The 13236-nt window shown below is 61.0% G+C and carries 15 protein-coding genes; 12 read left to right on the top strand and 3 right to left on the bottom strand.

The features are described from left to right. Window positions 1-109: 109 nt before the first annotated feature. Genes folE2 through zigA form a run of 3 tightly spaced genes read left to right on the top strand, consistent with a single transcriptional unit; the run spans window position 110 to window position 2784 of the window. Window positions 110-1036 carry a GTP cyclohydrolase FolE2 gene (folE2, locus tag ACJ8IP_RS04685; RefSeq protein WP_033643237.1) on the top strand — a complete coding sequence of 309 codons (927 nt, stop codon included), beginning with the start codon at window positions 110-112 and terminating at the stop codon, window positions 1034-1036. Continuing rightward, window positions 1026-1586 carry a carbonate dehydratase gene (locus tag ACJ8IP_RS04680; RefSeq protein WP_033643236.1) on the top strand — a complete coding sequence of 187 codons (561 nt, stop codon included), beginning with the start codon at window positions 1026-1028 and terminating at the stop codon, window positions 1584-1586. Before folE2 ends, ACJ8IP_RS04680 begins: the two co-directional genes overlap by 11 nt. 10 nt (window positions 1587-1596) lie before the next feature. Next, window positions 1597-2784 carry a zinc metallochaperone GTPase ZigA gene (gene zigA / locus ACJ8IP_RS04675; protein WP_047026024.1) on the top strand — a complete coding sequence of 396 codons (1188 nt, stop codon included), beginning with the start codon at window positions 1597-1599 and terminating at the stop codon, window positions 2782-2784. Between the two features lie 193 nt (window positions 2785-2977). Here the strand turns inward: zigA and pspF are convergent, their stop codons facing one another. Then, the gene (gene pspF, locus ACJ8IP_RS04670) at window positions 2978-3985 is read right to left on the bottom strand and encodes a phage shock protein operon transcriptional activator (protein WP_033643234.1); all 1008 of its coding nucleotides are present in this window, start codon (window positions 3983-3985) and stop codon (window positions 2978-2980) included. A 184-nt stretch (window positions 3986-4169) separates the two neighbouring features. Here pspF and pspA point away from each other — a divergent pair, with 184 nt between their 5' ends. The 7 genes from pspA (at window position 4170) to tyrR (ending at window position 10169) form a co-directional block, all read left to right on the top strand. Further along, window positions 4170-4835, top strand: coding sequence for a phage shock protein PspA (gene pspA, locus ACJ8IP_RS04665; protein ID WP_004930555.1), 666 nt, complete (start codon window positions 4170-4172; stop codon window positions 4833-4835). Window positions 4836-4898: 63 nt separating this feature from the next. After that, a complete protein-coding gene (gene pspB, locus ACJ8IP_RS04660; protein ID WP_004930553.1) occupies window positions 4899-5126 on the top strand; it encodes an envelope stress response membrane protein PspB in 228 nt (75 codons plus the stop codon). Continuing rightward, entirely contained in the window at window positions 5126-5485 is a 360-nt protein-coding gene (gene pspC, locus ACJ8IP_RS04655; RefSeq protein ID WP_033643233.1) for an envelope stress response membrane protein PspC, read from the top strand. The genes pspB and pspC overlap by 1 nt, the downstream gene beginning before the upstream one ends. Before the next feature lie 96 nt (window positions 5486-5581). Continuing rightward, complete coding sequence (pspD, locus tag ACJ8IP_RS04650; protein ID WP_071991647.1) at window positions 5582-5848, top strand: phage shock protein PspD; 267 nt, start codon at window positions 5582-5584, stop codon at window positions 5846-5848. Further along, window positions 5829-7226 (top strand): YcjX family protein, encoded by a 1398-nt coding sequence (locus ACJ8IP_RS04645; RefSeq protein ID WP_072627584.1) that lies wholly within the window; start codon window positions 5829-5831, stop codon window positions 7224-7226. The genes pspD and ACJ8IP_RS04645 overlap by 20 nt, the downstream gene beginning before the upstream one ends. Next, window positions 7223-8284, top strand: coding sequence for a YcjF family protein (locus ACJ8IP_RS04640; RefSeq protein ID WP_004930545.1), 1062 nt, complete (start codon window positions 7223-7225; stop codon window positions 8282-8284). The genes ACJ8IP_RS04645 and ACJ8IP_RS04640 overlap by 4 nt, the downstream gene beginning before the upstream one ends. A gap of 313 nt (window positions 8285-8597) precedes the next feature. After that, on the top strand, window positions 8598-10169 hold the full coding sequence (tyrR, locus tag ACJ8IP_RS04635) for a transcriptional regulator TyrR (protein ID WP_033643230.1): 1572 nt from the start codon (window positions 8598-8600) through the stop codon (window positions 10167-10169). 56 nt (window positions 10170-10225) lie between these two features. Here the strand turns inward: tyrR and tpx are convergent, their stop codons facing one another. Next, window positions 10226-10729: a thiol peroxidase gene (gene tpx, locus ACJ8IP_RS04630; protein WP_004930536.1), complete on the bottom strand. Its 504-nt coding sequence runs from the start codon at window positions 10727-10729 to the stop codon at window positions 10226-10228. Between the two features lie 225 nt (window positions 10730-10954). Here tpx and ycjG point away from each other — a divergent pair, with 225 nt between their 5' ends. Continuing rightward, a complete protein-coding gene (gene ycjG, locus ACJ8IP_RS04625; protein WP_163965413.1) occupies window positions 10955-11929 on the top strand; it encodes an L-Ala-D/L-Glu epimerase in 975 nt (324 codons plus the stop codon). 3 nt (window positions 11930-11932) lie between these two features. On the opposite strand, the gene mpaA is transcribed toward ycjG, so the two are convergent. Continuing rightward, window positions 11933-12640, bottom strand: a complete 708-nt coding sequence (mpaA, locus tag ACJ8IP_RS04620; RefSeq protein ID WP_033643228.1) for a murein tripeptide amidase MpaA — start codon at window positions 12638-12640, stop codon at window positions 11933-11935. Window positions 12641-12846: 206 nt separating this feature from the next. Between mpaA and ACJ8IP_RS04615 the strand changes: the two genes are divergently transcribed. Beyond that, window positions 12847-13197 carry a hypothetical protein gene (locus ACJ8IP_RS04615; RefSeq protein ID WP_015378006.1) on the top strand — a complete coding sequence of 117 codons (351 nt, stop codon included), beginning with the start codon at window positions 12847-12849 and terminating at the stop codon, window positions 13195-13197. Window positions 13198-13236: the final 39 nt, after the last annotated feature.

Here is a 13236-nt window from a genome sequence, read left to right as displayed (position 1 = left end):
GATTAATCAGCCCGTTCAGCGGCAAGAAAAAAGTTTTTTATGTTATGTTATAATATAACAAAATCATGTTACCGTTCCCCGGCAAAGTCACAATAACGCAAGGGGATGTATGAACGAAGTTGCACTTCCACCACGCCGTTCGCTGCCGGATGCTCAGGCATGGCGCGGCGAAATGAGTGATGTCGGGCTCGATTGGGTCGGGATGCAAGGGATCGCGCTGCCGCTGGAGCTGGCCGGCAAGCCATTGATGGCGAAGGTCGACGCCGGTATCAACCTGCGCGCCGAAGCGGCGGGCGAGCGCGGCATTCACATGTCGCGGCTGTATCTGGCGCTGGACGAGTTGACGCAGGGCGAGCTGACGCCGCAGCGCATCGGCCTTACGCTGCAGGCCTTTTTGGCTTCGCAGCCGGAACACAGCGATCGCGCCAGCTTGTCGATCAGTGGCGAGCTGTTGCTGTCACGCCCGGCGCTGCTGTCGCCGCAGCGCGGCTGGAAAGCCTATCCGCTGCGCATTGAGGCCACCCTGACGGATACGCTGACGCTGGCACTGACCGTCGGCGTGCCTTATTCCTCCACCTGCCCGAGTTCGGCGGCGCTCAGCCGTCAGCTGGCGCAGCAACAGTTCCAGTTTGATTTTGAACAGGCGGTGGAGCGGGTCAGCCAACGGCAGGTGAGCGAGTGGCTACTGGAGCAAGGGATGCCGGCCACCCCCCACAGCCAGCGCAGCTGGGCCTGGATCACCGTGACGCCCGAGAATGAACGGGCGTTTGAGCCGGTGAAACTGATTGATCGCATCGAACACGCGCTGGGCACGCCGGTGCAAACGCTGGTGAAACGCTGCGACGAACAGGCCTTCGCATTGGCCAACGGTCAGAATCTGATGTTTTGCGAGGACGCGGCGCGCCGTCTGTATCGCATGCTGCGCAGCCAGTGCGACTACCGCGCTTTTTCGCTGCGCGTCGAGCATCAGGAGAGCCTGCATGCCCACAATGCGGTGGCGGAGCTGAGCTGGCGGGGAGAACACCATGCTGCGTAAAAATCCCAGCGGCCATCTGCCGCAGGTCTCGCCGCTGGCCTACATCGATCCCACCGCTATTATTTGCGGCCGGGTGATCGTTGAGGATTTCGTTTACGTCGGCCCTTATGCGGTAATTCGCGCCGATGAGTTGAACGCCGTCGGCGACATGGAGCCGATCGTCATCGGCTCGCACTCCAATATTCAGGACGGCGTGGTGATCCATTCCAAGAGCGGGGCGGCGGTGACTATTGGCCGTTACAGCTCGATCGCCCACCGCGCCATCGTGCACGGCCCGTGCCGCATCGACGATCGGGTGTTTATCGGCTTCAACAGCGTGCTGTTCAACTGCCACGTTCAGTCCGGCTGCGTGGTGCGCTACAACGCGGTGGTGGACGGCGTAACGCTGCCGGAAAACCGCTATATCCCCTCGACCGAGCGCGTGGGGCCGGACAGCGACCTGTCGCGCTATCGCCAGGTCGATCGCGGCGCGCTGCAGTTTTCGGAAGAAGTGGCCGCCACCAACGTCGAGCTGGTGCGCGGTTACCAGGCATTACGCAATGAATTTTAATGAGGTCCCCATGAAACAACTTCCCGTGACCGTGCTTTCCGGCTTTCTCGGCGCCGGCAAGACCACGGTGCTGAACCACATCCTGAACAACCGGCAGGGCATGCGCGTGGCGGTGATCGTCAACGACATGAGCGAGGTGAATATCGACGCTGCGCTGGTGGAGAATGAAGTGCGCCTCGATCGCCAGCAGGAGAAGCTGGTGGAGATGAGCAACGGCTGCATCTGCTGCACGCTGCGCGAAGACCTGCTGGTGTCGGTGCGCGAGCTGGCGCAGGACGGGCGCTTCGATTATCTGTTGATCGAATCGAGCGGCATCTCCGAACCGCTGCCGGTGGCGGAAACCTTTACCTTTGAGGATGAAACGGGCGAAAGCCTGTCGCAGTTCGCCCGGCTGGATACCCTGGTGACGGTGGTCGACGGGGTGAATTTCATCCGGCAATACCAACAGGCGCAAAGCCTGCAGGAGGCCGGTCAAAGTCTCGGCGAGGACGATCTGCGCAGCGTGGCGGACCTGTTGATTGAACAAATTGAATTCTGCGACGTGATCCTGGTCAGCAAGACCGATCTGTTGACGCCAACGCAGCAGGGCGAAGTGATGGCGCTGCTGGCCAGCCTGAATCCCGACGCCCGCATTGTGCCGATCGCGCCGGGCAAACTGCCGCTGGAGGCGGTGCTGAATACCGGCAGCTTCAGCTTTGAAAAGGCGCAGCAGGCGCCCGGCTGGCTGAAAGAGCTGCGCGGCGAACACGTGCCGGAGACGGAAAGCTACGGCATCAGCAGCTTTGTCTATCAGGCGCGGCGGCCGTTTGCGCCGGACAAGTTCTACCGCGTGATCAACGGCGACTGGGGCGGCGGTAAGCTACTGCGTTCGAAAGGCTTCTTCTGGCTGGCGACACGGCCGCGGCAGGCCGGGCAGTGGAGCCAGGCCGGCGGCATCGCCCATTACGGCCTGGCGGGCACCTTTTGGCGCGCGATCCCGCAAGACAATTGGCCGCAAGATCCGCAAACGCGGGCGCATATACAGGAGAAATGGGTGGAGCCGTTCGGCGACATGCGCCAGGAGCTGGTGTTTATCGGCCAGCACTTGCAACAGGCGGCGATCGTGCGTCTGCTGGACGACTGCCTGCTGAGCGACGACGAAATGGCCGCCGGCGTGGACTATTGGCTGGAGATGGCAGACCCGTTCCCTGAGTGGTAATTGCGCAATCTTCGTATGGTAATGAGAAAAATTCTCAACAAAGTGCTTTACAGACGATACTGATAACTATTATCATCACCTGGCAGTTCACGGAAGGCCACAGTTTGCGGCTCTGATGTGGAAGGCACGACATTGCTCACATTGCTTCCAGTGTTTTTTAAGCCAGCTCGGGTGCTGGCTTTTTTTTTGCCTGTTATTCCTCGTCTTGCTCGCCGTTTTGCAGCAGCGCATGCTTTTTCAGCATGCCGCGCAACTGGTGGTAAGTGAGCCCCAGCAGCTGCGCCGCCTTGCGCTGGTTGAATCGCCCTTGCTGCAGCGCTGCTTCGATCAGCGCCTTCTCTTGCTCCAACTGCCAGTTTTTCAGCTCGAGCGGCAGCGCCGGCAACGCGCCGGCGCCTTCAGGGGCAGGCGTAAGCGGCGTGGCCTCGCGTGGCGCAAACGGGTTGATGACGATCTCATCCAGCGGGTTGTCGCTGTCGCCGTGACGATAGACCGAACGTTCCACCACGTTTTTCAGTTCGCGCACGTTCCCCGGCCAGCCGTAGTTGAGCAACGTCTGCCTGGCGCGTTCGGTAAAGCCGGGAAACAGCGGCAGCGCCAGCTCACGGCACATTTGAATGGCGAAGTGCTCGGCCAGCAACATGATATCGGGCCGGCGTTGCCGCAGCGGCGGCAGCTGCACCACGTCGAACGCCAGCCGATCCAGCAGATCGGCGCGGAACTTGCCCGCCGCCGCCAGCGCCGGCAGATCGTCGTTGGTGGCGCACACCAGGCGCACATCTACCCGCAGCGGCTGGCTGCCGCCCACGCGTTCCAGTTGGCCGTATTCGATCACCCGCAGCAATTTCTCCTGCACCAGCATTGGCGCGGTCGCCAGCTCATCGAGGAACAGCGTGCCGCCGTCGGCGCGCTCGAAGCGGCCCAGATGACGTTTCTGCGCACCGGTAAAGGCGCCGGCCTCGTGGCCGAACAGCTCGGAATCCAGCAGGTTTTCATTCAGCGCCGCACAGTTGAGCGAGATGAACGGCCCTTGCCAACGGTTGGAGAGGTAGTGCAGACGATGGGCGATCAGCTCTTTACCGGTGCCGCGCTCGCCGATCACCAGCACCGGTTTGTTCAGCTTTGCCACCTGGGAGACTTGCTCCAATACTTCGACAAAGGCGTTTGCTTCGCCCAACAAATTCTCTGGCTGTTCGTTCATGATGAAATTCGCCAATGTTTGGTGAAAATAATCACTCTACAGCAAGCGCGCAGAGAGTCAAAAATAAAGAGTTGTTGTTTTTCAATTAGATAAAAGTTGGCACGGGTTTTGATTATCTCTTTGGGCAAGCTGTACGACTTAACGCGGCGCTTCAGACGCCATCAGAACCAAGAGGAAGTGAATTATGGGTATTTTTTCTCGTTTTGCCGACATCGTGAACGCCAACATCAACACCCTGCTGGACAAGGCGGAAGATCCGCAGAAGCTGGTGCGGTTGATGATCCAAGAGATGGAAGACACGCTGGTTGAAGTCCGTTCTACGTCGGCGCGCGCGCTGGCGGAGAAAAAGCAGTTGCTGCGTCGCATCGAGCAGGGTGAAAGCCAGGTAAGCGACTGGCAGGAAAAAGCCGAGCTGGCGCTGCGCAAAGATAAAGAAGACTTGGCCCGCGCGGCGCTGATCGAAAAACAAAAGGTTGCCGACCTGATCGCCACGCTGACGCAGGAAGTGGCGACCGTAGAAGAAACGCTGGCGCGCATGAAGAGCGAAATCGGTGAGCTGGAAAACAAGCTGACCGAAACCCGCGCGCGGCAGCAGGCCCTGGCGCTGCGCCATCAGGCCGCATCTTCTTCGCGCGAGGTGCGCCGTCAGCTCGACAGCGGCAAGCTGGATGAGGCGATGGCGCGTTTCGAACAGTTCGAACGTCGCATCGACCATATGGAAGCCGAAGCGGAAAGCATCAGCATCGGTAAAAAGAAGTCGCTGGACCAGGAGTTTGCCGAGCTGAAAGCCGACGACGCCATCAGTGAGCAGCTGGCGGCGCTGAAAGCCAAGATGAACCGCTCCGAGTAAGGCGAACCGCGGCCACACGCCGGAGGTGGCCGCCTATCCAGGATCCGATAAGAAGGAATAACAATGAGTGCTTTATTACTTGCCATTCCGCTGACAATTTTCGTGCTGTTTGTCGCGCCGATTTGGCTTTGGCTGCATTACAGCAATCGGCAACAGACCGGCATCCAGCTGAGTCAGCAAGAAATGCAGCGCCTGGCGCAGCTGGCGGAAGACGCCAAACGCATGCGTGAACGCATTCAGGCGCTGGAAGAGATCCTCGATGCGGAACACCCGAACTGGAGACAGTCCTGATGAGCATGACGCTGGGCAGTAAAAAGCTTTATCGCGTACCCGAAGAAGGCATGGTAAAAGGCGTCTGCGCCGGTCTGGCCCACTATTTCGACGTGCCGGTGCGCCTGATCCGCGTGATGGTGGTGCTGTCGCTGTTCTTTGGGCTGTTTTTCTTCACGCTGGTGGCCTATATCGCGCTGGTGTTCGTGTTGGACGAAGCGCCGGCCAGCCGTTTCGAGGGCGAGCATCAGAAGACGCCGCGCCAGTTGCTCGATCAGCTGGAATATGAGCTGGGCAGCGGCGAACAGCAGCTGCGTCAGGTCGAGCGTTACGTGACGTCCGACACCTTCGGCGTTCAGAGCCGCTTCCGCAAGCTGTAACTCTTCTTGCGATATCCGGCCTGTGCAGGCCGGGTATCTCGCCGCCGTCATCCCGTTGAAGGTTATCTTAATCGTCTTGTGCCGGAGGGCATTGTCATGAATAAAATTGATGTCGCGAACGCCACCAGAACGGGTGGATTTAAATCAGGAGCGGCGGCAATGTTGAAGACATTGGCTAAAGTCATCATCATAGCGTTATTGAACTATGGCCCGGCGGGCGCCGCCGGCTGGCTGTTGAAGACCGTCGGCCGCAAACCGGTGCGCTTCGTGCTGGCGCTGGTGCTGGAACCGCTGTTCCGTAAAGGCCTGAACAAGGCATTCGGGCGTTACGTCAAGGAGAGCAATGAAACGACTGCAAAATGAGTTAACCTCGCTGGTCAACCGCGGAATGGATCGCCATCTGCGCCTGGCGGTGACCGGCCTGAGCCGCAGCGGCAAAACCGCCTTTATCACCGCCTTCGTCAATCAACTGCTGCATGTGCACAGCGGCGCGCGCATGCCGCTGTTTTCACCGGTGCGCGAAGAACGCCTGCTGGGCGTCAAGCGCATCCCGCAGCGCGATCTCGGCATCCAACGTTTCACTTACGACGAAGGGTTGGCGCAGCTGTACGGCGCGCCGCCGGCCTGGCCGACGCCGACGCGCGGCGTCAGCGAAATCCGACTGGCGCTGCGTTACCGCTCCAACGACTCGTTGCTGCGCCATTTCAAAGACACCTCCACGCTGTACCTGGAGATCGTCGATTATCCGGGCGAATGGTTGCTGGATCTGCCGATGCTCGAGCAGGATTACCTGGCCTGGTCGCGGCAGATGACCGGGCTGCTGCAGGGGGAACGCGCCGAATGGGCCAAGCCCTGGCTTGACCTGTGTAAAACCTGCGATCCGCTGGCCCCGGCCGACGAAAATCGCCTGGCGGCGATCGCCCAGGCCTACACCGATTATCTGTTGCGCTGCAAAAGCGAAGGTCTGCACTTCATTCAGCCGGGCCGTTTTGTGCTGCCGGGCGACATGGCCGGCGCACCGGCGCTGCAGTTTTTCCCGTGGCCCGATGTTGCCGCGGTAGGCGAATCGAAACTGGCGCAGGCCGACAAACACACCAATATCGGCATGCTGCGCGCTCGGTTCAATTATTACTGCCAGTCGATCGTCAAAAACTTCTATAAAGAGTATTTCGTCCGTTTCGATCGGCAAATCGTGCTGGTTGACTGCCTGCAGCCGCTCAACAGCGGCCCGCAGGCGTTCAACGACATGCGCCTGGCGCTGACCCAACTGATGCAGAGTTTCCATTACGGCAAACGCACGCTGTTTCGCCGCTTGTTCTCGCCGACCATCGACAAACTGATGTTCGCCGCCACCAAGGCGGACCACATCACCGCCGATCAGCACGCCAATCTGGTGTCGTTGCTGCAGCAGCTGGTGCAAGAGGCGTGGCAGAACGCGGCGTTCGAAGGCATCAGCATGGATTGCGTCGGCCTGGCCTCGGTGCAGGCGACCGAGAGCGGCATTGTCGATCATCAGGGGCAGCGTATTCCGGCGCTGAAGGGCAATCGCCTCAGCGACGGCGCGCCGCTGACGGTGTTCCCCGGCGAAGTGCCGGCCCGTTTGCCGGGGCCGGCGTTCTGGCAGAGCCAGGGATTTCACTTCGATGAGTTTCGCCCGCGCGCCATGAGCGTGGACAGCCCGTTGCCGCATATCCGTCTGGATGCGGTGATGGAATTTTTACTGGGAGACAAATTGCGATGAGCGAGCCGATCAAACCGCGTATCGATTTTGACGAGCCGTTGCAGCCGCCGCAGGAACCGGCGTTGCGCGCCGGCGTCGCTTTCGACGCCGAGCAGGCGGAGAGCTTCTTTCCGGCGGCGCCGGAGCTGCAGCAGGAGGAGGAAGAAGGGCGCGCCGAGGGCATCATTAACGCTGCGCTGAAGCCGAAACGCAGCCTGTGGCGCAAAATGGTCACCGCCGGGCTGGCGCTGTTCGGCGTCAGCGTGGTGGCGCAGGGCGTGCAGTGGGTGCATACCGCCTGGGTGCAGCAGGACTGGATCGCCATGGGCGGCGGCGTGGCCGGCGGCCTGATCGTGTTCGCCGGCGTCGGTTCGGTGGTCACCGAATGGCGGCGTTTGTATCGGCTGCGCCAGCGTGCGGAAGAGCGCGACGTGGCGCGCGAGCTGTTGCACAGCCACGGACTGGGGCAAGGGCGCGAATTCTGCGAGAAACTGGCGCGCCAGGCCGGGCTGGATCAGGGGCATCCGGCGTTGCAGCGTTGGCAGGCCTCGCTGCATGAAACCCAAAATGACCGTGAAGTGGTGGAGCTGTACGCCAAACTGGTGCAGCCGGTGCTCGACAATCAGGCGCGGCGCGAAATCAGCCGCTCCGCCGCCGAATCGACGCTGATGATTGCCGTCAGCCCGTTGGCGCTGGTGGATATGGCGTTTATCGCCTGGCGCAACATCCGTTTGATTAACCGCATCGCCGCGCTGTACGGCATCGAACTGGGCTACTTCAGCCGCATTCGTTTGTTCCGGCTGGTGCTGCTCAACATCGCCTTCGCCGGCGCCTCCGAACTGGTGCGCGAAGTGGGCATGGACTGGATGTCGCAGGATCTGGCGGCGCGGCTGTCGGCGCGCGCGGCGCAGGGCATCGGCGCCGGGTTGTTGACCGCGCGGCTGGGCATCAAGGCGATGGAACTGTGTCGCCCGCTGCCGTGGCTGGAAGGGGAAAAACCGAAGCTTGGCGATTTCCGCAGCCAGCTGATCGGCCAATTGAAAGACACGCTGAAAAAGAGCGACGGCAAGGCCAAATAACCCCGCGACGGCGCTCCTGGCAGCGCCGTTATTTCACCGGCGCCAACGCCGGACGTAATCGAGACTTGACGATAGTCGATCCCCCTGTGATTGCGTGATAAATATCTGCAAAATTAAATCTGTTTGTGATAACTCTCTGTTTGTGGGCTAAAATGACGCCGATGCTGTTATTCGCTTGCGTTTAAAATCAGCAACCACGGCAATAAATCAGAGTTCTGTCAACTTTTGCTGACAGATCGCTTCTACCGCCCGGTGCGAGGGAGTATCATCATCGCTAACGATCCCCGCACCTGCAGAGATAAGGCCAACACTGATGCGTTTGGAAGTATTTTGCGAAGACCGCCTCGGTCTCACTCGAGAATTACTCGATCTTTTGGTATCGCGCAGCATTGACTTACGTGGCATCGAGATCGATCCCATCGGCCGCATTTACCTCAATTTCTCCCAGCTGGACTTCGATACTTTCCGCGCGCTGATGGCGGAGATCCGCCGCATCGCCGGCGTGACCGACGTGCGCACAGTCAGCTTTATGCCTTCCGAACGCGAGCATCGCGCGCTGCGTGCGCTGCTGGAGTCGATGCCGGAGCCGGTGTTCTCTATCGACATGAAGGGCAAGGTCGAGCTGGCCAATCCGGCGGCGCTGGCGTTGTTCAGCCTGAACGAAGACAAGATCCGCAACCAGACCGCCGGGGCGCTGATCGGCGGCTATAACTTCAGCCGCTGGCTGGAGAGTGAGCATACGGCGCCGCACTCAGAACGGGTGGTGATCCGCAGCCAGGACTTCCTGATGGACATTACGCCTATCTATCTGGAAGACGAACAGCAACAGCCGGCTGCGGTCGGCGCAGTGGTGATGTTGAAGTCCACCGCGCGCATGGGCCGCCAACTGCAAAATCTGTCGGTGAACGACGATACCGAATTCGATCACATCGTCGCGGTGAGCGCCAAGATGCGTCACGTGCTGGAGCAGGCGCGCAAACTGGCGATGCTCGATGCGCCGCTGCTGATCGTGGGCGATACCGGCACCGGCAAGGATATTCTGGCTCGCGCCTGCCACCTGCGCAGCCCGCGCGGCAAACAGCCGTTCCTGGCGCTGAACTGCGCCGCGCTGCCGGATGACGTGGTGGAGAGCGAGCTGTTCGGCCATGCGCCGGGCGCTTATCCCAACGCGCTGGAAGGTAAAAAGGGCTTCTTCGAGCAGGCCAACGGCGGTTCGGTGCTGCTGGATGAGATTGGCGAAATGTCGCCGCGCATGCAGACCAAACTGTTGCGTTTTCTCAATGACGGCACGTTCCGCCGGGTCGGCGAAGAGCATGAGGTGCACGTCGACGTGCGCGTGATCTGCGCCACCCAGAAGAACCTGACCGAGCTGGTGCAGCGCGGCGAATTCCGCGAAGACCTCTATTATCGCCTCAACGTGCTGACCATCACCATTCCGCCGCTGCGCGAACGTCCGCAGGACATCATGCCGCTGACCGAGCTGTTCGTGGCGCGCTTCGCCGATGAGCAGGGCGTGGCGCGGCCCAAGCTGGCGAACGATCTGGGCAGTTTCCTCAGCAAATACGGCTGGCCGGGCAACGTGCGCCAGCTGAAAAACGCCATCTACCGCGCGCTGACGCAAACCGAAGGCTACGAACTGCGGCCGCAGGATATCGTGTTGCCGGAGTTCGAGGTGGAGATGTCGCTGGGCGACGAGGTGCTGGACGGTTCGCTGGACGACATCAGCAAGCGTTTCGAGCGCTCGGTGCTGACGCGTCTGTATCGCACCTATCCCAGCACCCGCAAGCTGGCGAAGCGGTTGGGCGTTTCCCATACCGCCATCGCCAACAAGCTGCGCGAGTATGGCCTGAGCAGCCGCAAAGGCGGCGCTGAGGGCGAAGAATAAAAAAGGCGCCTTGCGGCGCCTTCCCGTGTATCCAAAGCCGGCGTTCGCCGGCTTTGTTATTTCAGCGCTGCCAGCGCCGCGTCGTAATCCGGCTCGGTGGTGATTTCGTTCACCAGCTCGCTGTACAGCACGTTGTCCTGGCCATCCAGCACTACGACCGCACGCGCGGTCAGGCCCGCCAATGGACCTTCGGCGATTTCAACGCCGTACGCCTGTTTGAACTCGGCGCCGCGCAGGGTGGACAGCGTGACCACGTTGCTCAGGCCTTCCGCGCCGCAGAAACGAGACTGGGCGAACGGCAGATCGGCGGAGATGCACAGCACCACGGTGTTATCCAGGCCGCTGGCCAGCTGGTTGAATTTACGCACCGACGTCGCGCAGACGCCGGTATCGATGCTTGGGAAGATGTTCAGGACTTTGCGTTTACCCGCGAAGCTGCTCAGCGCTACGTCTGACAGGTCTTTGGCAACCAGCGAGAAGGCCTTGGCCTGTTCGCCCTGCTGTGGCAGTTTGCCCGCTACGCTGACCGGATTGCCTTGAAAATGTACTGTCTGAGTCATTGCTAGATTCCTTTTACAGGTGTTTATACAAAGGGTATGAACCTGATGAAACGGCGCGCCGGCGACGGCTGTTAACATCAGGTTCACACCCTGACGCCAGTTTATGACAAGCGGGGCGGATTGGATATCAAAGTTTGCTAAATAGTTGTATATATTAGGCTGTTCTATAAAACATCACCGGCGCATCAGCCTGCCTGGATGCGCAGTTTTCGTTCAGGAGCCGTTATGAGAGACATGCGTTTTTACCCGGAAGCCTGGCCGCTGCACACCGCCTTCGTGATCGCGCGCGGCAGCCGCACCGAAGCCCGGGTGGTGGTGGTCGAAATCGAACAGCAGGGCGTGCGCGGCGTCGGCGAATGCACGCCGTATCCGCGCTATGGCGAGAGCGAGGAATCGGTGATGACGCAGCTGGCTGAGATGGCGCCGGCGATCGCGCAGGGCATCACACGCGAGCAGCTACTGACGCGGATGCCGGCGGGCGCGGCCCGCAACGCGCTGGACTCGGCGCTGTGGGATCTGGAGTGTCGTCTGCACGGGCAGAGCCTGTGGCAGCGCAGCGGCGTGACGGCGCCGGCGCAGATCCGCATGGCGCAGACCGTCAGCATCGGTACGCCGGAAGCGATGGCCTTCGCCGCGCGTGAGCTGGAGCGGCAGGGCGCCACGCTGCTGAAGATCAAACTCGACGATCACTATATCAGCGAGCGGCTGGTGGCGATCCGCGCCGCGGTGCCGCAGGCGACGCTGATTGTCGACGCCAATGAATCCTGGCAGGCGGAAGGGCTGGCGGCGCGCTGCCAGCTGTTGGCCGATCTCGGCGTAGCGATGCTGGAGCAGCCGCTGCCGGCCGGTGACGACGCCGCATTGGAACACTTTATTCATCCGCTGCCGATCTGCGCCGATGAGAGCTGCCACACCCGCGCCGATCTGCCGCGGCTGGCGCAACGCTATCAGATGGTCAACATCAAACTGGACAAAACCGGCGGCTTGACCGAGGCGCTGGCGCTGGCGCAGGCCGCGCGCGAACAGGGATTCGCCATCATGCTCGGCTGCATGTTGTGCACGTCGCGGGCGATATCCGCCGCCTTGCCGCTGGCGCCGGCGGCGCGCTTCGTCGATCTGGACGGCCCGACCTGGCTGGCGCGGGACGTCGAACCGGGTCTGGCGTTCGAATGCGGGGCGATCGTCGATCTCGCCCCGTAGGGATTAATTCGGGTAGGTCAGCAGTTCGGTCATGGCGTCGATGTAGCGCTCGCTGGCGGCATCGGCGGAGATCGGCGGGAATTCGGCGGTGATGCACGGCAGCGACAGATCCGCGCACCAACTGCCGAACGAACCGGGCGTTTCATAGCCGACGCTGGTCACCAGCGGCAGCTCGAACTTGTGCGACAGCCAAACGCCGAGCCGCGAGCTGGCGGGATCTTCGATGCAGGCCAGCGGCTCATGGAACGACACCACCCAATGCGGCTTCAGGCGATGGATCAGATGACACAGCGCCTGGGTTTCCGGTTCGGAGCCGGGACGCCCGCCGGTGGAGAGCCTGACGTCGCGCACCGGCGCCGCGCTGTTCCAGCGATAGACGGTGTCCCCGGAGCGCCAGTTGGCGGCCGGGAAGTTGCGGTTCAGATCGACGCCGTTGGCATTGGCGCGCAGCCCCAGCTGACAGCCGTCGGGGTTGACCGCCAGCACCACGTGGTGGCGCAACTGTTCGGGGGCGATGCTGCGCAGCGCGCAGGACAGGGTTACGATGGCGGCGCTCTCATCGCCGTGGGTGCCGGCGATGATCAGCCCGGTTTCCGGGCCGCTGACCGCCGCCGGGAAATAGAGCAGCGGCGCGCCCAGCAGCGAGCTGCCGTAGTTCTCTCCTGCGACGGCCAACTGGCCACGTTCACTGCGCGGTCGATGTTCGGTCATGGTGTTGTCCCTGAGTTAAAGGCCGAGAGTCATTGTCATTTTATTCAGTGTATTACGCTTTGAGACATCTTTCCCATCGCAATTGTGCGGCGTTTGCGCGATCTGTGATGCGGTAGCGGCGAAAACGCCAATTAAACCGCACCTGGCCTGAGGCTGTTGTTATACTAACGGCAGAGCTAAGCCAATCACCCGCAAGAGGATTTAACATGCCAGTAGCCAGAATCATCGCCAGCTATAGCGAAAATGAAAATGACACCATCACGCTGCTGTGCGGCGTAGACGCTGAAAACCAGATCCGTCAGGGGGAATGGTTCGGCGTGGTGAAAAATGACGACGGGCGCGGGGACGAATCGAACTATCCGTTCACCCTGCATATCGATTACCAGAAAGATGCCTTCTATCTCGACTACGGCTACGACGACGCGGATGCGCGTCAGCTGCAAAAAACCGATATCTCGGCCCGTCCGCTGGCTGAGAAAGGCTTTTTCACCGTGTTCGATGAAGAAGAGGGTGAAGAGTTCAGCTACCGCATCAACAGCATCCACCTGTACGACTGACGGTCGCTGCCGTAATCCCACCCGTGCCGCCCTGCGCCG

It is taken from the genome of Serratia sp. CY52157 (assembly GCF_052168495.1).
In the GTDB taxonomy this organism is placed as follows: domain Bacteria; phylum Pseudomonadota; class Gammaproteobacteria; order Enterobacterales; family Enterobacteriaceae; genus Serratia; species Serratia ureilytica.
The sequence above is the reverse complement of the archived record's forward strand: the minus strand, read 5'-3'. Positions and strand labels throughout refer to the sequence as shown.

What these genes read in the sequence shown, in the direction of transcription:
- ACJ8IP_RS04640 (WP_004930545.1), top strand. Translation starts at nt 7,223, where the DNA reads ATGAGCGAGCCGATCAAACCGCGTATCGATTTTGACGAGCCGTTGCAG.
- tpx (WP_004930536.1), bottom strand. Translation starts at nt 10,729, where the DNA reads ATGACTCAGACAGTACATTTTCAAGGCAATCCGGTCAGCGTAGCGGGC.
- folE2 (WP_033643237.1), top strand. Translation starts at nt 110, where the DNA reads ATGAACGAAGTTGCACTTCCACCACGCCGTTCGCTGCCGGATGCTCAG.
- ACJ8IP_RS04680 (WP_033643236.1), top strand. Translation starts at nt 1,026, where the DNA reads ATGCTGCGTAAAAATCCCAGCGGCCATCTGCCGCAGGTCTCGCCGCTG.
- ACJ8IP_RS04615 (WP_015378006.1), top strand. Translation starts at nt 12,847, where the DNA reads ATGCCAGTAGCCAGAATCATCGCCAGCTATAGCGAAAATGAAAATGAC.
- ACJ8IP_RS04645 (WP_072627584.1), top strand. Translation starts at nt 5,829, where the DNA reads ATGAAACGACTGCAAAATGAGTTAACCTCGCTGGTCAACCGCGGAATG.
- mpaA (WP_033643228.1), bottom strand. Translation starts at nt 12,640, where the DNA reads ATGACCGAACATCGACCGCGCAGTGAACGTGGCCAGTTGGCCGTCGCA.
- pspF (WP_033643234.1), bottom strand. Translation starts at nt 3,985, where the DNA reads ATGAACGAACAGCCAGAGAATTTGTTGGGCGAAGCAAACGCCTTTGTC.
- pspB (WP_004930553.1), top strand. Translation starts at nt 4,899, where the DNA reads ATGAGTGCTTTATTACTTGCCATTCCGCTGACAATTTTCGTGCTGTTT.
- pspD (WP_071991647.1), top strand. Translation starts at nt 5,582, where the DNA reads ATGAATAAAATTGATGTCGCGAACGCCACCAGAACGGGTGGATTTAAA.
- tyrR (WP_033643230.1), top strand. Translation starts at nt 8,598, where the DNA reads ATGCGTTTGGAAGTATTTTGCGAAGACCGCCTCGGTCTCACTCGAGAA.
- pspA (WP_004930555.1), top strand. Translation starts at nt 4,170, where the DNA reads ATGGGTATTTTTTCTCGTTTTGCCGACATCGTGAACGCCAACATCAAC.
- zigA (WP_047026024.1), top strand. Translation starts at nt 1,597, where the DNA reads ATGAAACAACTTCCCGTGACCGTGCTTTCCGGCTTTCTCGGCGCCGGC.
- ycjG (WP_163965413.1), top strand. Translation starts at nt 10,955, where the DNA reads ATGAGAGACATGCGTTTTTACCCGGAAGCCTGGCCGCTGCACACCGCC.
- pspC (WP_033643233.1), top strand. Translation starts at nt 5,126, where the DNA reads ATGAGCATGACGCTGGGCAGTAAAAAGCTTTATCGCGTACCCGAAGAA.